Origin of the sequence: Flavobacterium amylolyticum, assembly GCF_048284335.1 — a bacterium.
Taxonomy (GTDB): Bacteria; Bacteroidota; Bacteroidia; order Flavobacteriales; family Flavobacteriaceae; genus Flavobacterium.
The window spans coordinates 454,886-480,688 of sequence record NZ_JBLVPG010000002.1 but is presented as its reverse complement, the minus strand read 5'-3'; the positions used below and the strand labels follow the sequence as shown (position 1 = coordinate 480,688).

Genomic DNA, 25,803 nt, shown 5'->3' with positions numbered 1-25,803 from the left:
AAATGATGGAAAATAATAAAATATCCGGCGCCGAAGCCGTTATTAGATGCTTATTAGAAGAAGGAGTAAATTTAGTTTATGGTTATCCTGGAGGTGCCATAATGCCTGTTTATGACGAATTATATAAATTTAAAGATGAATTACACCACGTTTTAGTGCGTCATGAACAAGGCGCAACGCATGCTGCACAAGGATTTGCAAGAGCAACAGGAAAAGTGGGAGTCGCGATTGCAACTTCGGGTCCGGGAGCAACAAATTTAGTGACAGGAATTGCTGATGCGCAGATTGATTCCACTCCTATGGTATGCATCACAGGACAAGTAGGAAAACATTTGCTAGGCTCCGATGCCTTTCAAGAAACAGATATTATTGGAATTTCGACTCCGGTAACCAAATGGAATTACCAAATTACTGAAGCTTCAGAAATTCCTGAAATCATGGCTAAAGCTTTTTATATTGCTAGGTCAGGCCGTCCAGGTCCCGTATTAATTGACATTACAAAAAATGCTCAGTTTGACAAAATTGAATTTAGCTATAAAAAATGTACCAGTATTAGAAGTTACAATCCCAAGCCAGTTTTAAACCTTAAAAAAGTTCAGGAAGCGGCACAAATAATCAATACAGCTAAAAAACCGTTTATCATATTTGGACAAGGAATTATTCTTAGCCAAGCGGAAACAGAGTTAAGAGCTTTAGTAGAAAAATCAGGAATTCCGGCTGCTTGGACTATTTTAGGACTTTCGGCTTTACCAACAGATCATCCATTGAATGTAGGAATGGTAGGCATGCATGGTAATTACGGACCTAATGTTTTAACGAATGAATGTGATGTTTTAATTGCGCTTGGAATGCGTTTTGACGACCGGGTTACTGGAAATTTAGCTACTTATGCAAAACAAGCCAAAGTTATTCATCTAGAAATTGACCCTTCTGAGATCGACAAGAATGTGAAAACTACTGTGGCAGTTTTGGCAGACTTAAAAGAGTCGTTAACAGCTTTGCTTCCTTTAATCGAAAGCAACTCTCATGAATCTTGGCACAATGAGTTCAAAGAGAAATATGAAATTGAATTGGAAGCCGTAATTAATGATGAGTTAAAACCAAAGAAAGAAGGCATTTCTATGGGAGAAACGATTGAAATGATCAACAAACATTCTAAAGGAGATGCGATTATGGTTTCGGATGTTGGACAACACCAAATGTTTGCGTGTCGTTATGCCAAATTTAATTCGACTAAAAGTAATGTGACTTCTGGCGGTTTAGGAACTATGGGATTTGCATTGCCTGCTGCGATTGGTGCCAAAATGGGAATGCCAGATCGTGAAGTTGTGGCTATCATTGGTGATGGAGGTTTTCAAATGACCATTCAGGAATTAGGAACTATTTTTCAAACCAAAGTTCCTGTAAAAATTGTAGTGCTAAACAATGAATTTTTAGGAATGGTACGACAATGGCAACAATTGTTTTTTGACAAAAGATATGCTTCAACGGAGATGACCAATCCTAATTTTATAGCCATTGCCGAAGGCTATTACATCAAAGCAAAAAAAGTAACCAAAAGAGACGATTTAGATGCTGCCGTTGCTGAAATGATGGCTTCAAAAGAATCCTATTTTCTTGAAGTTATGGTAGAGAAAGAAAATAACGTATTCCCAATGATTCCTACAGGAGCATCGGTTTCTGATATCCGATTAAGTTAATATTATGGAAAATAAAACATTTACTATTTCTGTTTATTCAGAAAACAACGTTGGCTTATTAAACAGAATATCTGGAATATTCTTGAAACGCCATATTAATATTTTGAGTTTAAATGTATCCGAATCTGAAATTGAAAATGTTTCCAGATTTATCATTGTAGTTAATACAACTGAAAAATGGGTGCAAAATATAGTTGGACAAATCGAAAAACAAATAGAAGTTATCAAAGCCTTTTATCATATTGACGAAGAAACTATTTTCTTAGAAAATGCATTATTCAAAATTCAGTCGAGCTTACTCTTTGATGAAAAACAAATTCAGAATATAATTAAAGAAAGCCATGCTGAAATCGTTACGGTTGCAAGAGACTTTTTTGTAATTTCAAAATCAGGACAACGTGCTGAAATAGAATCATTATACGAAAAATTAAAACCTTTTGGAATCATGCAATTTGTTCGCTCTGGAAGAATATCGGTCTCCAAAGCAAAAATGGAGATTTCAACCTTATTAGAAGAGCTTAAACAGGAATCTGTTTAATTTTCAATAAGTAACCCTATCAATTATTAAATTTTACAATCATTAAATAATAAAAAATGGCAAATTATTTCAATTCATTACCACTTAGATTACAATTAGAACAATTAGGCGTATGCGAATTCATGGATCAATCTGAATTTGTAGACGGAATTAAAGCTTTAGCAGGAAAAAAAGTAGTCATTGTAGGGTGTGGAGCACAAGGTTTGAACCAAGGTTTGAATATGAGAGATTCTGGTTTAGATATTTCTTATGCATTGCGCGCAGATGCAATTTTAGAACAAAGAGCTTCGTTTAAAAATGCTTCTGATAATGGATTCAAAGTGGGAACGTATGAAGAATTAATTCCAACGGCTGATTTGGTATGTAACCTTACGCCAGATAAGCAACATACTGCTGTAGTTACAGCGATTATGCCTTTGATGAAAAACGGATCAACTTTGGCTTATTCTCACGGTTTTAATATTGTAGAGGAAGGAATGCAAATTCGTAAAGACATCACTGTAATTATGTGTGCACCAAAATGTCCAGGATCTGAAGTACGTGAAGAGTATAAAAGAGGTTTTGGTGTGCCAACTTTAATCGCCGTTCACCCAGAAAACAATCCAAACGGAGCAGGTTTCGAACAAGCAAAAGCGTATGCAGTTGCTACTGGAGGTCACAAAGCTGGAGTGTTGAACTCTTCATTTGTAGCCGAAGTAAAATCGGATTTAATGGGAGAACAAACCATTCTTTGTGGGATGTTACAAACAGGTTCCATTTTATGTTTCGACAAAATGGTTGAAAAAGGAATCGAGCCAGCTTATGCTTCTAAATTAATTCAATACGGTTGGGAAACAGTAACGGAAGCTTTGAAACACGGTGGGATTACAAACATGATGGATCGTTTGTCAAATCCTGCAAAAATTGAAGCGTATGAATTAGCCGATGAATTAAAAGAGATCATGCGTCCATTGTTTCAAAAACACATGGATGATATTATTTCTGGTGAATTTTCAAAAAACATGATGATTGATTGGGCTAATGATGATATTAATTTATTGACTTGGAGAGCTGCAACTGCAGAAACTAAATTCGAAAAAACAGCACCAACAGCAGCACATATTTCTGAGCAAGAGTATTTTGACAATGGTGTTTTGATGATTGCAATGGTAAAAGCGGGTGTAGAATTGGCTTTTGAAACAATGACGCAAACAGGAATTATTGAAGAATCCGCATATTACGAATCGTTACACGAACTGCCATTGATTGCAAATACGGTAGCCCGAAAAAAATTATATGAAATGAACAGAATCATTTCGGATACTGCGGAATATGGTTGTTATTTATTTGATCATGCTTGCAAACCGTTATTAACTGAATTCATGAAAACAGTCGATACGAATGTAATAGGAAAACCTTTTTCAACTTCAAATGGAGTAGATAATGCAGTTCTTATTGCTGTAAACAAAAGTATTCGTCAGCATCCCATTGAAGAAGTAGGGGAATGGTTGAGAGAATCAATGACAGCTATGAAACAAATAGGATAATAAAACCGTAATAACCACACAAGGGTGGGTTGGGATTAGCACTATATCATTTGATTTTATAATATTTTGAATTAGTTAAAATTTATTAAAAAGGAGAAATGCATATAATTGCTTATACATTCACTTAACTTTATACAAGCTTAAAGTTGAGTGAGGTAATCCCTAAGAAGCAGAAAAAGAATAATAGATCCTTTTTTAATAAATCATGTTTAAAAAATTTAGTAATTATACCGTGATTGAACTAAATAGTTTTGGTTGATTATTGTTCAAAAAATCATAGTTTGTAGTACTAAAATAATTGTAGTTAAATTTTGTTGGTACCAAAGGCGAGAAGGATAGCAATCTTTTTGCCTTTTTTTATTCCGCATTTTTGTCAAAAACCACAAATACAAAACAAATTAGCACTAAAAAGGCATTTTCATTTAAGAATCTATTTTTTTTAAGAGTATTAATAATTTAAATAACTTTAAGAATAGCGCGAGATTTAATACTTTTATAAAAAATTATAACATGAGCTACTACAAAATTGAAAATTTAGAACAATATTTTAAACATTACAATAAATCAGTTCGTGAACCTAGAAAATTTTGGGGTAAAATAGCAGAAGAAAATTTCACTTGGTACCAACAATGGGATAAAGTTGTTGAGTTTAACATGGCTGATGCCGATATAAAATGGTTTACTGAAGCAAAAGTAAATATTGTAAAAAACTGTGTCGATAGACATCTTGCTAAAAGAGGCGAAAAGACAGCAATTATTTTTGAACCGAATAATCCTTCAGAAGCAGCATTGCATATTACTTATAATGAGTTACACCAGCGGGTATGTAAAATGGCAAATGTATTGCGTGAGCAAGGCATAAAAAAAGGAGATCGAGTTTGTATTTATTTGCCCATGATTCCGGAACTGGCAGTCTCAGTATTAGCTTGTGCCAGGATTGGAGCGATACATTCAGTTGTTTTTGCTGGGTTTTCATCTACGGCTGTAGCCACACGTATTAATGACAGTGAATGTAAAATGGTTATTACCTCAGATGGAGGTTACCGTGGTAGCAAAACTATTGATTTAAAAGAAATTGTAGATGAAGCATTAGAAAAATGTACTTGTGTTGAAAAAGTTTTAGTGGCTAAAAGAATTCACTCTGATATTAAGATGAAAGAAGGGCGTGACCAATGGTTGCAACCCCTCTTAGATCAAGCATCAGATAATAATGTAGCAGAAATAATGGATGCTGAAGACCCATTGTTTATTCTATACACTTCTGGTTCAACTGGTAAGCCAAAAGGAATGGTGCACACTACTGCAGGATATATGGTGTACACAGCCTATACCTTCAAGAATGTATTTAATTATGAAGAAAACGATGTTTTTTGGTGTACTGCCGATATAGGCTGGATTACAGGACATTCTTATATTCTTTATGGACCATTATTGAACGGTGCAACAACAGTAATTTTTGAAGGAGTTCCTTCGTATCCTGATTTTAGTCGTTTTTGGGAAGTAATCGAAAAACACAAAGTAACACAGTTTTATACGGCGCCAACAGCCATACGCGCTTTGGCAAAAGAGAATATTGAATTTGTACAAAAATATCCACTGAAATCACTTAAAGTAATTGGATCCGTTGGTGAACCTATCAATGAAGAAGCGTGGCATTGGTACAATGATCACGTGGGAGATAAAAGATGTCCTGTCGTAGACACTTGGTGGCAAACAGAAACGGGTGGTATTATGATTTCGCCTTTGGCATTTGTAACACCAACAAAACCAACGTATGCTACGTTGCCATTACCTGGAATCCAACCCGTATTAATGGACGACAAGCGAAATGAAATAGAAGGAAATCAAGTCGTTGGAAGTTTATGTATTAAATTTCCCTGGCCAGGTATTGCCAGAACTATTTGGGGCGATCATCAACGCTATAAAGACACTTATTTCTCTGCTTTTCCAGGTAAATTTTTTACAGGTGATGGAGCTTTGCGTGACGAAGTAGGCTATTATAGAATAACTGGTAGAGTAGATGATGTGGTAATTGTTTCAGGCCATAACCTAGGAACGGCCCCCATTGAGGATGCCATAAATGAACATCCAGCAGTTGCAGAATCAGCGATTGTAGGTTTTCCGCATGATATCAAAGGAAATGCCTTGTATGGCTTTGTTATTCTAAAAGAGACAGGCGAAACCCGAAATAAAGAAAATTTAGCTAAAGAAATTAATCAGCATATATCAGATCATATTGGTCCCATTGCTAAATTGGATAAAATTCAGTTTGTTTCCGGTTTGCCCAAAACACGTTCCGGTAAAATCATGCGTAGGATTCTTCGAAAAATTGCGGAAGGAGATTATTCTAATTTTGGAGATATTTCAACACTATTAAATCCTGAAATTGTAGAAGAAATAAAAGAAGGGAAATTGTAAATCAAACCTTTGGTGATTTTGTTTCATTTTTTAAAAAATGAAACAAAATCATATATGAATCAACTTCCAAAGCTAAAAATATAAATAATAGACACGTTTTTTTATTAATATAATTGTAATAATGCTAAACAAATCCATAAATTTACTTCAACATGAAAAATAAAGAAGTAATAATTATTGGTGGTGGTTTGGCAGGATTGACATCGGCTATACATTTATCTAAATTAGGTCTTGAAGTCACAGTAATAGAAAAGAATAGCTATCCGAAACATAAAGTTTGTGGCGAATACATCTCTAATGAAGTACTGCCATATCTCAATTGGTTGGGTTTAAATATTAATGAATTACAACCTACTAATATAACTAAACTTGAATTTTCTACAGTAAAAGGAAAAATAATAAAAAGCGCTTTGCCTCTGGGAGGTTTTGGAATTAGCCGTTTTGCTTTAGACGAACATTTGTATAAGAAAGCACTTGAAAATGGATGCAAAATTCTTCAAGACAATGTAGAAAATATACTATTTGAGACCAATCAATTTACTGTTACGACTGCTAATAAAAACATTTTAAAATCAGAAATAGTTATTGGTGCATTTGGAAAACGTTCTACTATTGACCAAAAATTAAATAGGGATTTCATTCAAAAAAAATCATATTGGTTGGCTGTTAAGGCGCATTATTCGGGAGATTTTCCAAATGACAGTGTTGGTCTTCATAATTTTAAAGGAGGATATTGCGGAGTTTCTAAAGTCGAAAACGACATGATTAACATTTGTTATTTAACAGATTATGAGACTTTTAAGCAGTTTAAAAATATTGATGAATATCAAAAAAGTGTAGTTTCTGAAAACCCTCATTTAAGAGTAATTTTCGAAAAAAGTAGCTTGCTTTTTGAAAAACCTTTGACCATCAGTCAAATTTCCTTTGAAAAAAAACAAGCTGTTGAAAATCATATTTTAATGATTGGCGATACAGCGGGATTAATTCATCCGCTTTGCGGAAATGGAATGGCAATGGCTATCCATAGCGCTAAAATTGTTTCGGAATTAGTAGTTAAATACTATACGGATAAAATTAAATCCCGAGATGAATTAGAAAAGCAATACATTCTCGAGTGGAATTTTAATTTCAAAGCAAGACTTAAAATGGGACGACTTTTATCCAATATTTTGCAAAAGCAAAAACTTTCAGCAGCATTACTGCATTTATTAATTATATTTCCGTTTATAATGCCTCATATTATTAAAAAAACGCATGGAAATCCCCTAATTCTTAACTCTTAAATGGCCCTAAATACCACATATCGAACAGATAGACCAGAAATAATGGATGATTTTTCCATGGAAGGGGAAATCTTACGTGATGCATTAGACAAAATTGCTAGAATAAATCAGCTTTTAGGAGGAAACCAACTAACTTTACATGGGGTTCAAGAATTGTTACCGTCTTTATCTGAAACTAAAGAAATTGTAATCGTTGATGTGGGTTGTGGTAATGGTGATATGTTGCGAACCTTAGCTGAATATGGAATAAAAAAAAATCTAAAATTTAAATTAATAGGTATAGACGCAAATAATTTTACAGTTTCTCATGCGCAAAAATTATCTGATAATTATTCCAATATTAATTATCAATGTCAGGATATTTTTGATGAATCATTTAAGGAATTAAAGTATGATATTCTTTTATGTACCTTGACGTTACATCATTTTAAAGAAGATGAAATTAGTAAGTTACTAGGTGTTTTTTATACTAATGCAGCAATTGGAATTGTCATAAACGATTTACACAGAAGCGCAGTAGCCTATCGTTTATTTCAGGTATTGTGCATTGTATTTCAATTAAATGAGATGTCTCGAGAAGATGGTTTAACTTCCATTTTAAGAGGATTTAAAAAAGAAGAATTAGTTCAATTCTCCAAAAAATTAAACTTTAATAACTATAAAATTCATTGGAAATGGGCTTTTCGTTACCAATGGATAATTTCTAAAATATGAGTGTAAAAATTAAAACCGTAACCAAACAGTTACCCAAATATTCTAGAAACACTGATGAAATTATTCCTTTTTTAGATGCTTGGCTCATCGGCCAAGATGAACGCTTCATTAGAAAAGTAAAGAAAATATTCGAAGGAGCAGCAGTTGATAAGCGGTATTCTATTATGGATCCAATTGAAGTATTTACAAAAACTTCATTTGAAGAAAGAAACGATATTTATGTTCGCGAAGTGATCGATTTAGGTGAAAAAGTTTTAGAAAAAGCGTTAAAAAAAGCCAATTGGAATCCTGAAGATTTAGATTACATCATAACGGTAAGTTGTACTGGGATTATGATTCCTTCCTTAGACGCTTATTTGATTAACAAACTCAAATTGCGTCAGGATATCGTTCGTCTTCCAGTAACTGAAATGGGTTGTGCTGCTGGAATCTCAGGAATTATTTATGCTAAAAATTTCCTCCAGGCAAATCCAGGAAAACGAGCAGCAGTAATTGCCGTTGAAAGCCCTACTGCAACATTTCAATTAGATGATTTTTCCATGTCAAATATTGTAAGTGCAGCAATTTTTGGGGATGGTGCGGCTTGTGTTTTACTTACTTCCCATGAAAACGACGAAGGACCGGAAATTTTATCGGAAGAAATGTACCATTTTTACGATAACATTCACATGATGGGCTTTAAATTGACGAATTCTGGTTTACAAATGGTGCTTGATATAGAAGTTCCAGAAACGATTGCTTCTCATTTTCCGGATATTATTCATCCTTTTTTGAAAAAAAATAATTTAAAAATGGAAGATATTGATCATTTAATTTTTCATCCAGGAGGAAAAAAAATTGTGCAAACGGTTGAAGCATTGTTTTCGGGTTTAGGGAAAAATATTGATGATACGAAAGAAGTTTTACGTTTGTACGGCAATATGTCCAGTGCAACGGTTTTATATGTTTTAGAACGTATTATGGACAGTAATCCCAAAAAAGGAGACAAAGGATTAATGTTGAGTTTTGGTCCTGGGTTTTCAGCACAGCGAGTTCTCTTACAGTTTTAAATAAGTTAAAAACTGGTTTCACAGATTTTGTGAAATCTCATTATTGTAGTGGTAATAATTTGCTAAATCTACTTTCAAAAAAAATGACTAACCGAGAGATTATATCTAAATTACCGTATTCAAAGCCGTTTCTATTTGTGGACGAAATAGTCCAAATCAATGAAAATGAAGTGGAAGGGACTTACACTTTTGATGAAAACCTTGATTTTTATAAAGGGCATTTTAAAGAAAATCCAATTACTCCTGGAGTAATTTTAACGGAAGTTATGGCGCAAATTGGTTTAGTCTCTTTAGGGATTTTTTTATTAGACAATTTATTTAACACAACTACTTCAATTGCTTTAACATCAACTGAAATAGAATTTTTAAAACCTGTTTTTCCAAATGAAAAAGTAACTGTAATTTCTGAAAAAATATACTTCCGGTTTGGAAAATTAAAATGTAAAGTAAAAATGGTGAATGAAAGTGGAGAAACGATTTGTAAAGGAATAATTGCAGGAATGGTAATTTCTAAATAAATGAAAAAACGTGTCGTAATTACTGGTCTTGGTGTAGTTGCTCCAAATGGAGTAGGACTTGATGCGTTTACACATGCAATCAAAAACGGAATCTCTGGTATCAAGCATGATCCCGAATTAGAACGGTTACAATTCTCTTGCCAGATAGCAGGAAAACCGGAAGTTCCTACTGAGCTAGCATTAAAATATTTTTCAGAATTAGAGTTGCGCAATTTCAATTCAACTGGAATTTTATATGGTGTCATTGCTGGAATGGATGCCTGGAAAGATGCAGGATTGTCGTTAAATAGTAATGAAGAACCGGATTGGGACAGCGGTACTATTTTTGGCACCGGAACCTCTGGAATTGAAAAATTTCGCGAAAGTATCTATAAAATAGATGATTTTCAAACTCGTAGATTAGGAAGTACAGCAGTTGCTCAAACCATGAATAGCGGCGTAAGTGCTTATTTAGGTGGTAAATTGGGTTTAGGAAATCAGGTTTCAACAAATTCGTCGGCATGTACTACAGGAACGGAGAGTATTTTGATGGCTTTTGAAAGGATAAAATCAGGTCAGGCGAAACGTATTTTGGCCGGAAGCACCAGTGATTCGGGGCCTTATATTTGGGGTGGATTTGATGCTATGAAAGTTTGCACGTTTAAGCATAATGATTCACCGGAACAAGGGTCAAGACCTATGAGTTCAAGCGCATCAGGATTTGTTCCGGGAAGTGGGGCAGGAGCTTTGGTTTTGGAAGATTTAGAAAGTGCGATTAAGCGTGGGACTACAATTTATGCCGAAGTTTTGGGAGGAAATGTAAATTCCGGCGGACAACGCGGACTGGGTACTATGACAGCTCCCAATCCAATTGCAGTACAAAAATGCATCCAAAATGCATTGATCAATGCAGGAATCTCTACTAATGAAATTGATGCAATCAACGGGCATTTGACAGCCACATCAAAAGATAGTTTGGAAATGCATAATTGGAGCAAAGCATTACAAAGAAGGGGAATTGATTTTCCATATATTAACTCTTTAAAATCAATGATTGGACATTGTTTATCTGCTGCGGGAAGTATCGAAAGTGTGGCCTCCGTATTGCAGTTGCATCAGGGATTTATATTTCCAAATATCAATTGTGACGATTTACACCCTGAAATTGTTGCCCTCATTGATGGATCTAGAATTCCACAACAACTCATTAATAAAGATTTAAATATAATTGCTAAAGCCAGTTTTGGTTTTGGGGATGTGAATGGTTGTGTAATTTTTAAAAAATATAAAGTTTAAAAAAATTAAAATTTAAAGATTAAAATATGAACAAACAGGAAAGCATTCAAGAGTTAAAAAACATTGTAAAACCATACGTCTTAAATCAAGAAGCCTTTGATACACTGACAGAAGAAACCGATTTTATTACTGATTTGAAAATTAATTCGGCCAATTTAGTTGACGTTATTTTAGATATTGAAGAGAAATATAACATTGTTATTGACAATGAATCAATGGAGCGAATGATAAATGTAAAATCTGCGATGGAAATTATTGAAACTAAATTATCAGAAAAATAGTAATCCCAAATTGCTATTTTTACAAGAATTAGTATGGATAGACACCTTTTAATTTTTATTAATTTATTTCATTGGTTATAGTCAATTACTAATTACCGATTAGTCTAAAATCCAACACCCTAAAAATGATAGGTAATGATATAATTGATTTGGCTTTGGCTAAAAAAGAAAGTAACTGGAGACGCAAAGGATATTTAGATAAAATATTTACTCCCACGGAACAATGGCTTATTTTGGGCTCCTCAAAACCTGATACTATGGTTTGGAACCTATGGTCGAGAAAGGAAGCTGCTTACAAGATTTACAATAGAGAAACAGGAATCAGAGGGTATTTTCCATTGCAATTAGAATGTTTTTATGAAAGCCAAACTATAGGAAGTGTTTCTATACAAGGAAAAACATATTTTACTAAAACTAAAATTTCAAATACTAAAATACACACAATAGCAGTGGCAAATCCGGTGTATTTTGATGAAATAACGACATTGAATACAAGAGTTAAAATCAGTAAAATAAATGGAATTCCTTTTATACTAGATCAAACTACTAAAAAAATAAAACCGGTATCAATAAGCCATCATGGAAAATTGTGGGTTGGAATAACGTTATTAGATCAAAATTTTAGATATAATAATTTACTTAATCCCCAGTCTTGATTTTAATTTCAAAAATAGCAAAGCAGTTTTATAAGCATCTTCCGCAGCAGAATTACGTTCACTCTTGTTTATATTGTAAATAGTACACAATTCGTCCAAAGAAAACTGCTTCTCATTAATATCATTCAGTTTGCGATGCATAACATCTACATCTAAAGCCTCATTTTTTAATCTTCCACAATCTAACCTATCTAAGGCTGCGTTGATCATTTCAACATCAAAATCAATGTGATGGCCTACTAAAATAGAGTTCCCGATAAATTCAATTAATGATTTTATAGCATCAGGTTCTCCTAATTTCTTCATCTTACTTTCTACCAAAAATTCATTTGAAAGTCCGTTATCATGAAAAAATTTATATTGTAATAAAACGGCTTCGAAGCTATCCCCAATAATAATGCTGTCATCAATTACTGCAAAAGAACCAATTGACAATATTACATCCTTGATAGGATTTAATCCTGAGGTTTCTGTAGACAGTACAACAAAACGAGTTGATTTTTTATCAAATTTAGAAAGATATGTCTTCCAAAATTCAGGATACTCTTTGTTAATGTGTTTTAGCCAGTCTAACATAATTATGAAAATTGAGTAAGTTGAAATTTACTTTTAATTAATTCTTCCAATTCTCTCATAGGGGATAATGCATTTTTTAATTTCTCTTTATCAATTTTAGACAATTCTTCTAAATTTATAAATTGCCCTGTATTATCATTTTTCAAACCTTCTAAAGTTCTAAATTTTGATAATGTTATAAAGGCTTCCGCACAATTCAGATAGATTTCGGTATGTTTAGGATCTACTATCGCTAACTGCTTAAAGCGTTGGCTGGTATTATTGATTCCTCTGATATCAAAATTTAATGTAAATAAACGTGCACCATCAATTAATGGCATCAAGGCACGAGTTTTAATATCAAATTTATCTTTATTTGGGCCTTCTTCCTCAACATTGAATTTTTTGAAAAAACTTAGTGGAGAATTTTTTCTCAAAGCATCGTTTCCTAAAAAGTCAAAGAATAAAGTATTGTTTTTGGCATTTTTGAAAACTACATTTCCTATAGCATCTTCAATTTTTTGTTCACCAAAAGTAATTTCATAATCAAAGAAAATACTACTCAAATCATTACTATTTTCTCCGGGAGTGTTCATCCAACTGTCGTATTGTTTTGTCCAGTCTGTCAGTGATTTACACCAAAGCATGTTGCTTCCCATATGTCCGTTTGGGCATAGTTCGTACCCAATTTTTTCGAGTGTCAATGTGGTTCTTTTTCCAAGTTTAAGAAAATAATCTTTTACTTCCCGATATTTATCAGCAGACACATCTTCAAAAATTAAAATACTGTCTTGATCTGTCAGTAACAATTGTTCTTTTCTACCCTGACTACCTATGCTCAACCATGCAAATCGGGCTGGAGGAGAGCCTAATTCTAAAATTGATAATTCGACCGAACGTTTAATAATAGCTAAGTTGATTTCACTGGCAATATTAAAAATGTGTGAAAGGGGTATGTTTTTAGAAATTGATGTCTGTATCAAATCAGTCAGACGATCCCGAATTTGTTTTAACTCTTTTGGTGCTTGACACCGTTTAATTTCTTTAATTAAAACTCCTGGATTACTGGCTTGAGCAACAATTAAATCGTGTTCAGATATAATACCTTTGACCATTGATTTATCAGTACCATCTTTTGTAACACACAAATGAGTTACATTATACTTTAACATCAATAATTGAGCTTCAGCTAAGGAAACATTTTCTAAAACTGTAATCACTGGAGATGACATTATTTTATCTACTGTAACTGATACCGGAAAACGGCCTGTGGCAATTTTAGAACGCATGTCTGTATCAGTAATAATTCCTAAAGGGAAATTATTATCACATATCACAATGTTGTTCTTTAAGGCTTCTGTCATTAATTGTGCTACATCTTTTACAATAGCATTAGTTGTTGCTATTAAAGGAGTGTTATTATACGATAATGATTGAAAATACTGCATTTCCGATTGTTGATCAGAATAAAATACATTATCAGATATCAATTTGCCTATTGAATTTTCTTTATCCTTTGGGTTTCGGGTGTTTACTGCAAAACTTTCTAACAAGAAATTTAATACATCCGAATTATTGGCTACAAAAGGTCGAAAAGTAGCTATTGGAATAGCGTAAACAACACTTTCTTCTCTAGCTTTAGCCGTCATCATATAATTATTTTTGGCAAAAAAGGGACGCAAGCCAAAAATATCTCCCTCGTTACACTTGTTTAACAGCGTTTCCTCAGCATCTGCTATAACAGATAAATTGATGACTCCGGAAGCTACTACATAAAAACTATCGTGTAAAAGATCATTTATTTGAAATAATGTTTTGTGCTTTTCTAGGTTTACAACACGAATACTTGTCGCTATTTCAGATAATTCATGAAATGTCAAGTGATTAAAGGGTGGATATTCTTTTAAAAAATCAGCAATGTATTCCGCAATTGTATTCATAATTAGTATGTAAAAAATCTATATGTTGTAAAAATAACAAATTTTAAAATTATAACACAGTCATTATTGAGGCAAAATAATTAATTTATAGATTACTTAATCTTTTCATAAATAAATCAATAATGTTGTTAAGTTATAGGAAGTTATTTTACTTTTATATTTAAAACTAAACATATTAAATCATGAAATTATTTAGAAAAATACTTTTTCCGTTTATTGCATTATTGATTGTGAATTTTATTAATGCTCAAGAAAAACCGACTACAAGTAAAGAAGTTGCTACAGGCAAAATTAATGGTGCAACAATTACTATTAATTATGACAGTCCTGCAGTTAAAGGAAGAGAAATTTGGGGAAAATTAGTTCCCTTTAATGAAGTTTGGCGTGCAGGTGCAAATGAAGCAACTACATTTGAAACGGACAAGGATCTTTTAATTGAGGGGTCAAAGTTGCCAGCGGGTAAATATTCCTTTTTTGTTGTTCCTAAAGAAAAAGAAAGTGTTATTATTTTCAATAAAGAAGCTAAACAATGGGGTGCTTATAAATATAAAGTAAAAGAAGATCAAATTAGAGTTGTTGTGAAACAACAAGTTGCAAAGACAATAGCTGAAAAATTAATTTATAAAATAAATACAAATAATATTGTGTTAAGCTGGGAAAAATGGAACATCCCATTTTCTATTAAATAAAAACGAATCATATTTACTGTTTAGCATCACCACTTGGTGATGTTTTTTTTTGAATAATAAAGAAACCTTTTTAATATTAAATAAATTCTATTTTACATAATATAAATTATAGTGCAAATTTATACATTATAAATCGTCTTGTTAAATTAATTAATACAAACTATAATTTCTTTAAATCAGATAAGATTAAATGTGTTGTAGGTTCACCATATACTAGTAGTCGATCTATAAATTGTTGCAAATGCAATTGATCAATTAAAACAACTTTCATAAAAATATTATGTGTTCCCGTAATTCTATAGATTTCATAAATTTCAGGAAATTCATCTAAATGATCACTAAACACTATAAGTTTTCCACTAAACAATTTGAACATGATAAATACTTCTAAACCAAAACCAAGTTTTCTGTTATCAAGTTGAAGATTATATCCTTTAATAACTTCTGTATCTTCTAATTTTTGGACGCGTTCTCTTACTGATGATGGCGAAAGCCCTATATTTTTTCCAATTTCAACAAATGAAATTCGGGAATTAACTTTAAGATTTTCAATAATTTTTAAATCTATAGTATCTACCATTTATAAAGTTTTATAAAGGCTAATTTACATTTTTATTATGGAATAATAGCCCTAAATCAATTGATTAAATTTTAATTTATTTACCACTTGATTTAATTTTGTCGGATGGATATGATGTTATTATTGCTTACTATTGGAATTTTCATTGGCTTTTTTGTTCAAACTATTACCGGTTTTGCAGGTGCTCTGATTGCTTTACCTTTTTTACTATTAGTTATGCCATTATCAGAAGCTATTGCTTATCTATCTATATTTTATTTTATATCAACTCCAATTTATGTTTATAAAGAATGGAAATATATCGATAAACCACTTCTTAAAAAAATAGCATTGTCGTCATTTATTGGTCTTATTGCAGGAATAGTAGTTTTAAGTTATGGAAAACCGATGATTCTAAAAAAAGCCTTGGGTATATTTATTATTTTGTTTGTACTAAACAGTTTAAGAACTAAAAAAGAAATACAATTATTCTCCAAAATGAAATTTATATTAGGTTTTTTAGGAGGATTTTTTTCTGGTGTTTTTTCAACTGGAGGTCCTTTATATGTTGTTCTTGTGAATAACGAAACCTCAGATGTAAAGACATTACGAGCTACAATGTTTGGAATTTTGGGTTTAGTAACTATAATGAGAATTCCCGTATTAGCATTTGAAGGTATTTTAACTTTGAATCAATTGTACAACGCTCTTTATGTTCTGCCTTTTTTTATATTAGCACTCGTATTGGGTAAAAAAGTGTATCTCAAATTAAATGATGTTCTTTTAAAGAAAATTATGTTGGGGCTGCTTTTTATGTCAGGAATCATGTTATTGCTAAAAAATTAGCAGTAAATTAAATTACCTTTGCAAAAAATTAAAAAATTCCAATTTTCATGATTGATACCGAGATGACAAGAACAAAATACATCAAATTAATTCTAATTTTAGGTTCATTAACGGCACTGGGACCATTTTCAATTGATATGTATTTACCTGGTTTTGCTGGAATTGCTAAAGACCTAAACACAACAGTAGCGAATGTTTCCATGACATTATCGAGTTATTTCATTGGAATTTCAGCGGGACAATTGCTTTACGGACCTTTATTAGATCGTTTTGGTCGAAAAAAACCACTTTTTATAGGATTATTAGTGTATATATTAGCTTCATTGGGCTGTGTTTTTGTTACGGATATTGATACTTTTATCGGACTGCGATTTATTCAGGCTGTTGGGAGTTGCGCTGCAACTGTCGCTTCGGTATCTATGGTTCGCGATCTTTTTCCAGTAAAAGACATTCCTAAAGTATTCTCTTTATTAATGCTAGTTGTGGGGCTTTCGCCAATGTTAGCACCTACAGTTGGAGGTTATGTTACTGAAGATTATGGTTGGCATACCGTTTTTTTTATATTGATGTGCATGGGAATTGTTATTCTTGTTGCCGCTCAAATTATTTTGCCTAATACGTTTAAACCAGACACTTCAATCTCCTTAAAACCGAAGCTAATTATTACAAATTTTATAAGTATTGTAAAAGAACCTCAGTTTTACACCTATGCTTTTACAGGGGCGGTGGCTTTTTCAGGATTATTTACTTACGTAGCGGCTTCTCCAATTTTATTTATGGATGTTTTCAAAGTAGATCCCAAAACATACGGTTGGATATTTGCCTTTATGTCTTTAAGTTTTATAGGAGCGAGTCAACTAAATTCGTTGTTACTACGAAAATTTACAAGTGAGCAAATGATTTTGGGTGCTTTGATAACGCAGTCAATAATCAGTGTTTTATTTTTAGTATTATCTATGAATACTCTTTTAGGCTTGTATGAAACTATCACGATGTTATTTTTATTTCTGGCATGTTTAGGGATTTCTAATCCAAATACGGCGGGACTTACCCTTGCTCCTTTCTCTAGAAACGCAGGAAGTGCATCGGCTTTAATGGGCGCAATTCAATTAGGATTGGGTGCTTTGGCTTCTTTTGCAGTGGGTATTTTTGTAAAAGACTCTATGTTACCAATGGTACTAATTATGGCTGTTTCAACCATTCTGGCTTTAACGATTTTAGTTATTGGAAAACGAAATATAAAAAAAACTATTACTTCTCCTGATAAGGAAATTGTAATAGTTCATTAATATCTAATTAAAAGAGGACGACTTAATTACGTTCTCTTTTGTTTTTTAATTGGTTGTTCCGTTTTGGATAGGGCATCATTTTTTGTTTGCAACAAATGATTTGCCAATAGTTTTTCTATCAGTTCCTCTTTAGTCAAATGATGAAAAACCGTTTTTATTTTTTCTTTGAATTCTGGTGCAACATCATGATTGGGCTTGGTCTTAAAGATTTGCTTGGCCCACAATAATGTATTGTTTTCTTCGATGCTGGCAACGGTTGGTTTTTTAAATTCAACAAATTTTATTCCTAATTCCTTTTCAAAATCAACTATTTCTACTACTTCTTCTGGTTGTAATACCGTTAAAGAAAGTCCCTTTGCTCCTGCTCTGGCCGTTCTTCCGCTACGATGCACATAGGCTTCATAAACATCCGGTAAATGATAATTAACAACATAAGAAATTTCTTTTACATCAATTCCTCTCGCTGCTAAATCAGTGGCTACTAAAATATTGATGTGTCCTTCACGGAATTGTTCCATGATTCTGTCCCGAATTCCTTGAGATAAGCTTCCGTGCAATGCGCCTGATGAAAAACGATTAATGGCCAAGTTTTTTGCTAATTTATTGACAGCAGCTTTTGTTTTGCAAAAAATAATACCGCGTTCGCCTTCCTTAGAATTCAAAAAATGCATCAAAACATCTAGTTTTTCAATAGGATCTACTACAATATACTGATGATCAATTCCTTGATTTCCTAGTGTTTCCATATTAGCACTAACATGTACTACATTTTTATTCAAGTAGTTTTGGACTAGCTGTTTTACAGTTCCTGGCATGGTTGCCGAGAATAAAAAAGTTTTATGGTTAGGCAGCTCAGCAATAATTTCGTCTAAACTTTCTTTTAATATTGTCACCATTTCATCGGCTTCATCCAGCACGAGGAATTTAGTTTCTTTTAAATTTATAGCTTTACGCTGAATCAAATCGATTAATCTTCCTGGAGTAGCCACAACAATATGTGTAGGTGATGACAATCTTTCGATTTGTGGCTTAATTGGAATACCTCCACACGTTGCTGCAATAGAAACTTCGGGTAGGAATTTAGCAAAAAATTCTAAATTTTTAAATATTTGTTGGCCTAATTCCCTTGTTGGTACAAGAATTATTGCTTGAACGACAGGAGAATTAATATCTATTAATTGTAAAATTGGTAATCCAAATGCGGCTGTTTTTCCAGTTCCAGTTTTAGCAAGCCCAACTAAATCCGTTGTATTGGATAGTAATAACGGAATTGTTTTTAGCTGAATTTCTGTTGGCACAACAATTTTTAATTCGGCTATCGCTTTGAGTATGGGTGCTGAAATTCCTAAATCAGAGAATTGTTTTGGCATTTTTTAGATTTTATAATTGTATAAAAAAAGTTGTTTTGTAAACGTAATATTTAGCCCCAATGGTCGCGACATCCTTTTCTTTTTTTCTTTAAGAAAAGAAAAGATACAGCAGACAGCGGGAAATGGCTCCTGAAAATAATTAATCGGCTTCGTTCATGATTTTCTCACGATATTTCTTTCCTATTAATAAGGTCATTTTTAGTTTGTAATCGTCTACCAACCACTCTCTGTAATTTTTACTGCATTGACTCAAACATTTAGAGTAGCGCTTGATGCGGCACTCAATATCATCTTCTAATTCACGCATCAATGCTTTTGCCTGTTGCAATTCTTCGGTATTATCTACGCACATGGCAGCATGCTGCTCTAAGGATTTTTCCAAAACTACTTTAGAACGTAAATTTTGCTTGATAATTAGTTTGTGTTCTTCATCGACATCAAAAGTTACTACAGCTGTTTTACTGAATTTAGCACGTAATTCAGGTGACATATTGTATTTAAAATACAATTCGATCTCTGTATCATCCCGTAAATTTTCTAGATAGAATTCAGGGGATTTAAAGATGTGTTGCCAGTTTACGGGCTCACTCCACAATCCAAACCGCGCTGCATTATTTCCTAAATCAATGACGTTAAAAGTATCTTTATTCGGTAATTTCCTTGAACCACGACCAATCATTTGATAATATAGTGTCAACGATTTTGTAGCTCTGTTTAAAATTATTGTTTCTACGGTAGGTTCGTCAAAACCGGTAGTAAGAATCCCAACTGATGTTAGTATCGCATCAGGAGTATGCTTAAACCAATGTAAAATATCTTTTCTTTCCTCGTTATTGCTGGTGTTATCCAAATGACGAACTGCATAACCAGCCTCTCGAAACGTTTCATAAACGTACAAAGACGTATTGATACCATTGTTGAAGATCAAGGTTTTCTTGCCTAACGATTTCTCAGTATACGCATGCAATAATTTTTCTTGCATGGCCATATTAGTGTATAAATCATCGGAAGATTTTACGGTGTAATCGCCATTTATACCTACTTTTAATGAAGTCAACCCCACATCATAGCTGTAAGTGATTGCTTTTGCTAAAAAACCATTTTCAATTAAGGAACTAATAGTATCCCCTACGATTAATTCATCGTAGCTTTCGTGCATTGGTAGTTTTATATTTGAACTTAAAGGGGTTGCAGTAACTCCTAATATAAATGCATTTTTAAAAGAACTTAATAATTTTCTAAATGAATTGTAGTGGGCCTCATCAATGATTACCAATCCTACATTATCCAAATGCAGTTTTTCGTCATTGATACGATTTTTCAAGGTTTCAACCATGGCCACAAAGCAAGAATAGTCATTTTGGTCCGGAAGCTCTTTTACTTTACTGTTGATGATTTTGTTTTTCACATCAAAGCCCTTCAACATTTTTGAAGTTTGTTTACACAACTCAATCCTGTGTGTTAAAACAACCACTTTTTTATCGTGTTGCGATAAATAACGACGGACTATTTCTGAAAAGACTACTGTTTTACCACCGCCTGTAGGCAATTGATATAATAAATGGTGCTGCGGAGGTGCATTATCGATGCGCTCAAAGATGGCATCTATGTCGCCTTTTTGGTACGCATAAAGTTCTTTTTTGTCTTCGATTTCTATTTCTAAAGTGTTTTGGGACATTGCTTATTGTTGGATTTTTGCAAAAATACGCCTAAAAAACAGTTTATCTGTCAATTTTAATAAAAAAAAATAGGATTGAATAAATAAAATTGAATTATGTAACTATTCAATATTCAAACCGCTCTACAATTGCATTGAATTCGGGCTCATTGTACCATTTTTGTATAATAGTTTCTTGATGAACTGCAATTATTCGGGTTTTAAAATCGCTTACAATTCCATTTGCAATCAGGAAAACTACTGCCTGCTCAAAGGAGTTGAACATACTTTTAAAAAACAGTTCTTGTTTGATGGTGTTTTCGGATGAAAATGTTTGTGCGATTTCAATGTTATAGAGCATTACATCAGCTATTACAAAGGGATCTACTCCCAAAATAGTAAAATGCTTGATGTATTTTTGAGCAACTGAACGACGCATTTTTGGCTTACTACGCCTCCCCAATTTTTTCAGAGGATAATATTCGTTTGAAATCTTAAGCTTGCACTCCTTCAAAAGTGTTTCTTCCTTTGGATTAAAAACAAAATCATAATACACCTTTACCGGACTGAATTTTTCGTACAATTCGATAATTTGTTCCTCGAGTTGCTCTTTATTTAATTCTGCCAAGTATTTTTTTAAATCGCGTTTGCTCATTATCAAAGTTTAAGAATACAAAAGTAATTTACTTTAGCAATCAATACCCCGTAAATCAATGATAATACTTAATTTTGACACAAATATATCAGCAAGCTCGCTTTTTCAAAACCTAATTTTTTACTTTTATCATCAAATTTAATTTCTATGCTTAAAATTTTCAAAATTGTTGCCATACTTGAAGGAGTTTCCTATTTGGCTTTATTTTCAAATATGCTTTTTATAAAACCTAGTAATTTACCTCTATATAAAACGTTACTTTACCCAATAGGAATGTCACATGGCGTTTTATTTGTGGCGTATGTTGCTTTAGCCATAGTGTTGAAATTTAAACAAAATTGGGATCTTAAAAAATTTGGAATCATCAGTATTGCTTCTATACTTCCTTTTGGAACTTTTTACGTAGAAAAGAAATACTTACAAAATGTATAAGTTTATTGAAAAAATATTCAATTTTTTATATCCCGTATTGCGGAAATGGGGATTTGGAAACAGTTTAGCTTCTTATTGCAGCTTGGTGATTAACATTGTTATTTTATGTATTCTAGCCTATGTAATTTATGTTATTTTTCGGCTTGTTTTGGTAACTATTATGGCGGTTATTGCTCAAAAAACCAAAACTAAATTTGATGATTTACTGGTTACAAACAAAACTGCAAAATACATCGCTCACTTAATTCCGTTATTATTCATTTATAAATCGGTTCCTATAATTCTGGAAAAATATGAATATTGGGAAGGTGTTTTTGGAAAACTAGTCGGCATTTATATTGTAATGCTAGTTTTATGGATTATTAGAACCATATTCAATGCCTTAAGAGATTATCTAAAGCTCAAGCCTCGTTACAGTGATAAACCTATAGATAGTTTTATTCAAGTTATCATGATTGTTCTCTGGGCTGTAGGAATTACAGTGATTATCTCTAAATTGTTTGATATAGATGAAAAAGAACTTCTAACTATATTAGGAGCTGTATCTGCTGTGATTATTTTGATTTTTAGAGATACCATTTTAGGTTTTGTATCGAGTGTGCAGGTCTCTATCAATGATATGGTACGAATTGGCGACTGGATCACAATGGATAAGTTTGGTGCTGATGGAGATGTAATTGAAATCAATCTGGCTACCGTAAAAGTTCGAAATTTTGATAATACTACGACTACGATACCAACTTACAGCTTAAGTTCTGATTCATTTCAAAACTGGCGCGGTATGCTCAATTCTGATGGACGAAGAATAAAAAGACACATTCTTATTAAAACGAGTAGTATTCGCTTTCTGGAAGAAACGGAATTAATGGAATTAAAGAAAATCCATCTTATATCGGATTATATTGATACTCGAAAATCAGAAATTGATGAATATAATAGTAGCCATAAAGTTGACAAATCCATTGCTATAAACGGTCGAAACCTAACAAATTTAGGATTGTTCCGAAAGTATATTACAGAATATTTATTTAATTATCCTGGGTTAAATAAAGAGATGTTGATGCTTTGTCGTCAATTACAATCTACATCACATGGCGTCCCGCTTGAAGTTTATGCTTTTTCACATGACAAACGATTTGAAAATTATGAATACATCATGTCAGACATATTTGATCATATAATTGCTTCGGTAGGTTATTTTGATTTGGAAATTTTTGAAACGATTTCCGAAAATGAGTTACAGGTTTAATAGCAAGGTTAAAGTATTAAGTAGAGAAATTTGATAGTGTAGAGTTTTCAACTTCTTATAATGACAGTTTTATATTTTTTTTAAAAAGATTATAGTTTTACAGGTATTAATTTTTTAATTTTAAAGAAAAAATCATGAACGAACGCGATACTTTTTTAAAAGAATTTAGAGGCCAGAAAATAGGTTCAGTTACCACTCAATCTACAACTGAAGAATCATTTCAAAATGAAGTACTTCGACCAATTTTAAAATTGCAAAACGATTTATTTGTAGCTTCTTTTAAGAATTATATTAGTAAAAATAAACTTGATTTTTACAGCCACAGTGTTGATAAAAAATTATCCGTTATAGAAAACACTATTCAAAAAGACATCAAATTTAGAAATGCTTTAAAAGGAATGATAATTGGTTTATTTACAACTGATGAATATACTATTTATATAAAAAACTCTTCTAGCATAAATAAAAGAATGATGAGCATGCTCATTGAACGATTAAAAAGTCAAATTCAAATTTTTGAAATTTAAAAAATAGCTAAACCTATTTGTCTCCCTTTTCTAAAAACATTCATTTAATAAACGATTTGCGTTCAATTTTTAGCCAACAATCCTATTATTTATAAATTTAGAGATGTTAAAACATGCTTTTTTGTTGTTTATAATTTAAAAAAGACAGCCTTATTTATCAAATTTATGTCGATTAATATAAATTTGAGATTCGTATTATTTTTTATAATAAATTTTGTTTGAGCCTCACTATTTATGTTTTTTGTGCGACTTTTTTCACTATAATTGTTAAAAATAAGATTATGAAGGAAGAATATTTCAAATGGTATTCACCCAATCTAAATAGAGAAATTGAAATGTTGGTTTTTGGTCACGCGGGATATCCTGTGATTTTATTTCCTACTTCAATGGGTAGTTATCATGAAAATAAAGATATGGGATTGATTGACGCTGCAAAATGGTATTTGGAGCAAGGTTTAATCCAAATATTTTGTCCTGATAGTACTGACAAGGATAGTTTTTACAACAAACAAATCCATCCGGTACATCGGATAGAAAATCACGTTAGATATGACAAGATGATTTGTCATGAAATCGTTGAAAAAGTAAAGAATAATACCCCTTCACGAAAAGTCGTTATGTCGGGTTGTAGTTTTGGCGGCTACCATGCAGCAAATTTTGCTTTTAGACATCCGGGCTATGTAAGTCATCTGTTCTCAATGAGCGGTGCCTTTAATATTAAAAATTTTATGGATGGTTTTCATAATGACGATGTATTTTACAACAGTCCCGAAGATTTTTTATATGGTCTAAATGATTCTGAATTATGGAATATGGATATTGTTTTGGGAACTTCTAATTGGGATATTTGTTTTGATGCCAATCTAAAATTAAGTAAAGTTCTGAGCGAAAGAAATGTACATCATTGGCTTGATATTCGTCAGGAACGAAAACACGATTGGCCGGTTTGGCAAGAAATGTTTCCTCATTATTTATCAAGAATTAAATTTTTTTAAAATTATAAACGAATCAGGATGAAAAAAATTGGAATTTTATTTGGAATGGAAGATACCTTTCCCCAAGCTTTTATTGACAGAGTTAATTCAAAAAATGAAAAAGGAATTAGTGCCGAAGCTGTTGCAGTAGACAAAGTAGTTCAAAATAAAGATGGTGAATATGCCGTGATTATCGACCGAATTTCACAAGATGTTCCTTTTTACCGTGCTTATTTAAAAAATGCTGCTTTGACAGGAACTAATGTAATCAACAACCCTTTTTGGTGGAGTGCCGATGATAAATTTTTTAATAATGCACTAGCAGACACCTTGGGAGTTCCGTTGCCTAACACCGTACTACTTCCTTCAGCAGAACATCCTTCGGATACATCTGGAAAATCTTTTCGGAATTTAAAATACCCAATGGACTGGGAAGGAATCTTTGATTATATTGGATTTCCAGCCTATATGAAACCGTATGCCGGTGGTGGTTGGAAAAACGTTTATCGATTGGAAAACAAAGAAGAGTTTTGGGAAAAACATCAGGAAACTGGACAACTAGTAATGATGTTACAAGAAGAAATTGTTTTTACGGAATATTTCAGAGTGTATTGTTTGGGCTGCAAAGCGGTTCGAATTATGCAATATGAACCAAGAAATCCACATCATTTACGTTATGTGATTGATGGGCCCCCGGTTGATAAAAAATTATTAGCCACTATAAAGGACTATACTTTGAGACTTTGTAAAGGATTGGGATATGACTTTAATACGGTTGAATTTGCTGTTCGAGACGGCATTCCATATGCTATAGATTTTGGAAACCCTGCACCAGATGCTGAATTGACCTCGGTAGGAGCTGAGAATTTTGAATGGGTGGTTGAGGAGGCTGCAAAAATGGCTATCGCTGCTGCAAAGAAACAAAAACCAGGTAAACTTAACTTGACTTGGGGAACTTTTATCAAAGATGCTGTAGCTGCAAAATAAAGAGTTAATTATAAATTGCCCTTACTTGGAATACTTTACTTAATTTTTATCGGGGTTCCATGAACGTCGTATGTGTAGAAAACCCTTTACAGCTCTGATTTTTTCAAGGTTTAGGA

The 25,803-nt window shown here is 32.6% G+C and carries 25 protein-coding genes; 19 read left to right on the top strand and 6 right to left on the bottom strand.

Features of this window, described 5'->3' with window-relative positions; all coding sequences use genetic code 11:
- The first annotated feature begins 5 nt into the window (after positions 1 to 5).
- The 11 genes from ilvB (at position 6) to ACNQF9_RS08225 (ending at position 11,958) form a co-directional block, all read left to right on the top strand.
- Positions 6 to 1,700 carry a biosynthetic-type acetolactate synthase large subunit gene (gene ilvB / locus ACNQF9_RS08275; protein WP_417990001.1) on the top strand — a complete coding sequence of 565 codons (1,695 nt, stop codon included), beginning with the start codon at positions 6 to 8 and terminating at the stop codon, positions 1,698 to 1,700.
- A 4-nt stretch (positions 1,701 to 1,704) separates the two neighbouring features.
- Positions 1,705 to 2,238, top strand: coding sequence for an acetolactate synthase small subunit (gene ilvN, locus ACNQF9_RS08270; RefSeq protein WP_417960004.1), 534 nt, complete (start codon positions 1,705 to 1,707; stop codon positions 2,236 to 2,238).
- Positions 2,239 to 2,294: 56 nt separating this feature from the next.
- Positions 2,295 to 3,764, top strand: coding sequence for a ketol-acid reductoisomerase (ilvC, locus tag ACNQF9_RS08265; protein ID WP_417960005.1), 1,470 nt, complete (start codon positions 2,295 to 2,297; stop codon positions 3,762 to 3,764).
- Positions 3,765 to 4,274: 510 nt separating this feature from the next.
- Complete coding sequence (gene acs, locus ACNQF9_RS08260) at positions 4,275 to 6,182, top strand: acetate--CoA ligase (protein ID WP_417960006.1); 1,908 nt, start codon at positions 4,275 to 4,277, stop codon at positions 6,180 to 6,182.
- Between the two features lie 152 nt (positions 6,183 to 6,334).
- Positions 6,335 to 7,465, top strand: coding sequence for an NAD(P)/FAD-dependent oxidoreductase (locus tag ACNQF9_RS08255; RefSeq protein ID WP_417960007.1), 1,131 nt, complete (start codon positions 6,335 to 6,337; stop codon positions 7,463 to 7,465).
- Positions 7,466 to 8,179, top strand: a complete 714-nt coding sequence (locus ACNQF9_RS08250; protein WP_417960008.1) for a methyltransferase domain-containing protein — start codon at positions 7,466 to 7,468, stop codon at positions 8,177 to 8,179.
- On the top strand, positions 8,176 to 9,228 hold the full coding sequence (locus tag ACNQF9_RS08245) for a type III polyketide synthase (RefSeq protein WP_417960009.1): 1,053 nt from the start codon (positions 8,176 to 8,178) through the stop codon (positions 9,226 to 9,228). The genes ACNQF9_RS08250 and ACNQF9_RS08245 overlap by 4 nt, the downstream gene beginning before the upstream one ends.
- An 83-nt stretch (positions 9,229 to 9,311) precedes the next feature.
- Complete coding sequence (locus ACNQF9_RS08240; protein WP_417960010.1) at positions 9,312 to 9,746, top strand: 3-hydroxyacyl-ACP dehydratase FabZ family protein; 435 nt, start codon at positions 9,312 to 9,314, stop codon at positions 9,744 to 9,746.
- Entirely contained in the window at positions 9,747 to 11,021 is a 1,275-nt protein-coding gene (locus ACNQF9_RS08235) for a beta-ketoacyl-[acyl-carrier-protein] synthase family protein (RefSeq protein ID WP_417990000.1), read from the top strand.
- 26 nt (positions 11,022 to 11,047) lie between these two features.
- Positions 11,048 to 11,302 (top strand): acyl carrier protein, encoded by a 255-nt coding sequence (locus ACNQF9_RS08230; RefSeq protein WP_417960012.1) that lies wholly within the window; start codon positions 11,048 to 11,050, stop codon positions 11,300 to 11,302.
- Positions 11,303 to 11,427: 125 nt separating this feature from the next.
- Positions 11,428 to 11,958, top strand: coding sequence for a 4'-phosphopantetheinyl transferase family protein (locus tag ACNQF9_RS08225; RefSeq protein ID WP_417960013.1), 531 nt, complete (start codon positions 11,428 to 11,430; stop codon positions 11,956 to 11,958).
- On the opposite strand, the gene ACNQF9_RS08220 is transcribed toward ACNQF9_RS08225, so the two are convergent.
- Positions 11,938 to 12,534 (bottom strand): 3'-5' exonuclease, encoded by a 597-nt coding sequence (locus tag ACNQF9_RS08220; RefSeq protein WP_417960014.1) that lies wholly within the window; start codon positions 12,532 to 12,534, stop codon positions 11,938 to 11,940. The genes ACNQF9_RS08225 and ACNQF9_RS08220 overlap by 21 nt on opposite strands.
- A 2-nt stretch (positions 12,535 to 12,536) precedes the next feature.
- Positions 12,537 to 14,453 carry a DUF294 nucleotidyltransferase-like domain-containing protein gene (locus ACNQF9_RS08215; RefSeq protein ID WP_417960015.1) on the bottom strand — a complete coding sequence of 639 codons (1,917 nt, stop codon included), beginning with the start codon at positions 14,451 to 14,453 and terminating at the stop codon, positions 12,537 to 12,539.
- A gap of 182 nt (positions 14,454 to 14,635) precedes the next feature.
- On the opposite strand from ACNQF9_RS08215, the gene ACNQF9_RS08210 reads away from it, so the two are divergent.
- Positions 14,636 to 15,142: a DUF2911 domain-containing protein gene (locus ACNQF9_RS08210; RefSeq protein ID WP_417960016.1), complete on the top strand. Its 507-nt coding sequence runs from the start codon at positions 14,636 to 14,638 to the stop codon at positions 15,140 to 15,142.
- A gap of 160 nt (positions 15,143 to 15,302) precedes the next feature.
- Here the strand turns inward: ACNQF9_RS08210 and ACNQF9_RS08205 are convergent, their stop codons facing one another.
- Positions 15,303 to 15,722, bottom strand: coding sequence for an Lrp/AsnC family transcriptional regulator (locus ACNQF9_RS08205; RefSeq protein ID WP_417960017.1), 420 nt, complete (start codon positions 15,720 to 15,722; stop codon positions 15,303 to 15,305).
- Between the two features lie 105 nt (positions 15,723 to 15,827).
- Between ACNQF9_RS08205 and ACNQF9_RS08200 the strand changes: the two genes are divergently transcribed.
- Both ACNQF9_RS08200 and ACNQF9_RS08195 read left to right on the top strand, forming a co-directional pair.
- The gene (locus ACNQF9_RS08200; RefSeq protein ID WP_417960018.1) at positions 15,828 to 16,547 is read left to right on the top strand and encodes a sulfite exporter TauE/SafE family protein; all 720 of its coding nucleotides are present in this window, start codon (positions 15,828 to 15,830) and stop codon (positions 16,545 to 16,547) included.
- A gap of 62 nt (positions 16,548 to 16,609) precedes the next feature.
- A complete protein-coding gene (locus ACNQF9_RS08195) occupies positions 16,610 to 17,836 on the top strand; it encodes a multidrug effflux MFS transporter (protein WP_417990214.1) in 1,227 nt (408 codons plus the stop codon).
- Between the two features lie 26 nt (positions 17,837 to 17,862).
- Here the strand turns inward: ACNQF9_RS08195 and ACNQF9_RS08190 are convergent, their stop codons facing one another.
- The 3 genes from ACNQF9_RS08190 to ACNQF9_RS08180 all read right to left on the bottom strand — a co-directional run bounded on the left by ACNQF9_RS08190 (position 17,863) and on the right by ACNQF9_RS08180 (position 21,518).
- Positions 17,863 to 19,206: a DEAD/DEAH box helicase gene (locus tag ACNQF9_RS08190; RefSeq protein ID WP_417960019.1), complete on the bottom strand. Its 1,344-nt coding sequence runs from the start codon at positions 19,204 to 19,206 to the stop codon at positions 17,863 to 17,865.
- Between the two features lie 139 nt (positions 19,207 to 19,345).
- Entirely contained in the window at positions 19,346 to 20,884 is a 1,539-nt protein-coding gene (locus tag ACNQF9_RS08185) for a DEAD/DEAH box helicase (protein WP_417960020.1), read from the bottom strand.
- Positions 20,885 to 20,990: 106 nt separating this feature from the next.
- The gene (locus ACNQF9_RS08180) at positions 20,991 to 21,518 is read right to left on the bottom strand and encodes a DUF6155 family protein (RefSeq protein ID WP_417960021.1); all 528 of its coding nucleotides are present in this window, start codon (positions 21,516 to 21,518) and stop codon (positions 20,991 to 20,993) included.
- 147 nt (positions 21,519 to 21,665) lie between these two features.
- Here ACNQF9_RS08180 and ACNQF9_RS08175 point away from each other — a divergent pair, with 147 nt between their 5' ends.
- The 5 genes from ACNQF9_RS08175 (at position 21,666) to ACNQF9_RS08155 (ending at position 25,687) form a co-directional block, all read left to right on the top strand.
- Positions 21,666 to 21,950: a DUF3817 domain-containing protein gene (locus ACNQF9_RS08175; protein ID WP_417960022.1), complete on the top strand. Its 285-nt coding sequence runs from the start codon at positions 21,666 to 21,668 to the stop codon at positions 21,948 to 21,950.
- Positions 21,943 to 23,199 (top strand): mechanosensitive ion channel family protein, encoded by a 1,257-nt coding sequence (locus tag ACNQF9_RS08170; protein WP_417989999.1) that lies wholly within the window; start codon positions 21,943 to 21,945, stop codon positions 23,197 to 23,199. The genes ACNQF9_RS08175 and ACNQF9_RS08170 overlap by 8 nt, the downstream gene beginning before the upstream one ends.
- Before the next feature lie 134 nt (positions 23,200 to 23,333).
- Positions 23,334 to 23,726 carry a glyoxalase gene (locus tag ACNQF9_RS08165; RefSeq protein ID WP_417989998.1) on the top strand — a complete coding sequence of 131 codons (393 nt, stop codon included), beginning with the start codon at positions 23,334 to 23,336 and terminating at the stop codon, positions 23,724 to 23,726.
- A gap of 281 nt (positions 23,727 to 24,007) precedes the next feature.
- Entirely contained in the window at positions 24,008 to 24,721 is a 714-nt protein-coding gene (locus tag ACNQF9_RS08160) for an esterase family protein (protein WP_417989997.1), read from the top strand.
- An 18-nt stretch (positions 24,722 to 24,739) separates the two neighbouring features.
- Positions 24,740 to 25,687, top strand: coding sequence for an ATP-grasp domain-containing protein (locus tag ACNQF9_RS08155; protein ID WP_417989996.1), 948 nt, complete (start codon positions 24,740 to 24,742; stop codon positions 25,685 to 25,687).
- Positions 25,688 to 25,803 lie beyond the last annotated feature (116 nt).

What these genes read in the sequence shown, in the direction of transcription:
- ACNQF9_RS08250 (WP_417960008.1), top strand. Translation starts at nt 7,466, where the DNA reads ATGGCCCTAAATACCACATATCGAACAGATAGACCAGAAATAATGGAT.
- ilvB (WP_417990001.1), top strand. Translation starts at nt 6, where the DNA reads ATGGAAAATAATAAAATATCCGGCGCCGAAGCCGTTATTAGATGCTTA.
- ACNQF9_RS08155 (WP_417989996.1), top strand. Translation starts at nt 24,740, where the DNA reads ATGAAAAAAATTGGAATTTTATTTGGAATGGAAGATACCTTTCCCCAA.
- ACNQF9_RS08180 (WP_417960021.1), bottom strand. Translation starts at nt 21,518, where the DNA reads ATGAGCAAACGCGATTTAAAAAAATACTTGGCAGAATTAAATAAAGAG.
- ACNQF9_RS08215 (WP_417960015.1), bottom strand. Translation starts at nt 14,453, where the DNA reads ATGAATACAATTGCGGAATACATTGCTGATTTTTTAAAAGAATATCCA.
- ACNQF9_RS08190 (WP_417960019.1), bottom strand. Translation starts at nt 19,206, where the DNA reads ATGCCAAAACAATTCTCTGATTTAGGAATTTCAGCACCCATACTCAAA.
- ACNQF9_RS08210 (WP_417960016.1), top strand. Translation starts at nt 14,636, where the DNA reads ATGAAATTATTTAGAAAAATACTTTTTCCGTTTATTGCATTATTGATT.
- acs (WP_417960006.1), top strand. Translation starts at nt 4,275, where the DNA reads ATGAGCTACTACAAAATTGAAAATTTAGAACAATATTTTAAACATTAC.
- ACNQF9_RS08205 (WP_417960017.1), bottom strand. Translation starts at nt 15,722, where the DNA reads ATGGTAGATACTATAGATTTAAAAATTATTGAAAATCTTAAAGTTAAT.
- ACNQF9_RS08230 (WP_417960012.1), top strand. Translation starts at nt 11,048, where the DNA reads ATGAACAAACAGGAAAGCATTCAAGAGTTAAAAAACATTGTAAAACCA.
- ACNQF9_RS08170 (WP_417989999.1), top strand. Translation starts at nt 21,943, where the DNA reads ATGTATAAGTTTATTGAAAAAATATTCAATTTTTTATATCCCGTATTG.
- ACNQF9_RS08160 (WP_417989997.1), top strand. Translation starts at nt 24,008, where the DNA reads ATGAAGGAAGAATATTTCAAATGGTATTCACCCAATCTAAATAGAGAA.
- ACNQF9_RS08195 (WP_417990214.1), top strand. Translation starts at nt 16,610, where the DNA reads ATGACAAGAACAAAATACATCAAATTAATTCTAATTTTAGGTTCATTA.
- ilvC (WP_417960005.1), top strand. Translation starts at nt 2,295, where the DNA reads ATGGCAAATTATTTCAATTCATTACCACTTAGATTACAATTAGAACAA.
- ACNQF9_RS08225 (WP_417960013.1), top strand. Translation starts at nt 11,428, where the DNA reads ATGATAGGTAATGATATAATTGATTTGGCTTTGGCTAAAAAAGAAAGT.
- ACNQF9_RS08185 (WP_417960020.1), bottom strand. Translation starts at nt 20,884, where the DNA reads ATGTCCCAAAACACTTTAGAAATAGAAATCGAAGACAAAAAAGAACTT.
- ACNQF9_RS08245 (WP_417960009.1), top strand. Translation starts at nt 8,176, where the DNA reads ATGAGTGTAAAAATTAAAACCGTAACCAAACAGTTACCCAAATATTCT.
- ACNQF9_RS08165 (WP_417989998.1), top strand. Translation starts at nt 23,334, where the DNA reads ATGAACGAACGCGATACTTTTTTAAAAGAATTTAGAGGCCAGAAAATA.
- ilvN (WP_417960004.1), top strand. Translation starts at nt 1,705, where the DNA reads ATGGAAAATAAAACATTTACTATTTCTGTTTATTCAGAAAACAACGTT.
- ACNQF9_RS08235 (WP_417990000.1), top strand. Translation starts at nt 9,747, where the DNA reads ATGAAAAAACGTGTCGTAATTACTGGTCTTGGTGTAGTTGCTCCAAAT.
- ACNQF9_RS08255 (WP_417960007.1), top strand. Translation starts at nt 6,335, where the DNA reads ATGAAAAATAAAGAAGTAATAATTATTGGTGGTGGTTTGGCAGGATTG.
- ACNQF9_RS08240 (WP_417960010.1), top strand. Translation starts at nt 9,312, where the DNA reads ATGACTAACCGAGAGATTATATCTAAATTACCGTATTCAAAGCCGTTT.
- ACNQF9_RS08175 (WP_417960022.1), top strand. Translation starts at nt 21,666, where the DNA reads ATGCTTAAAATTTTCAAAATTGTTGCCATACTTGAAGGAGTTTCCTAT.
- ACNQF9_RS08220 (WP_417960014.1), bottom strand. Translation starts at nt 12,534, where the DNA reads ATGTTAGACTGGCTAAAACACATTAACAAAGAGTATCCTGAATTTTGG.
- ACNQF9_RS08200 (WP_417960018.1), top strand. Translation starts at nt 15,828, where the DNA reads ATGGATATGATGTTATTATTGCTTACTATTGGAATTTTCATTGGCTTT.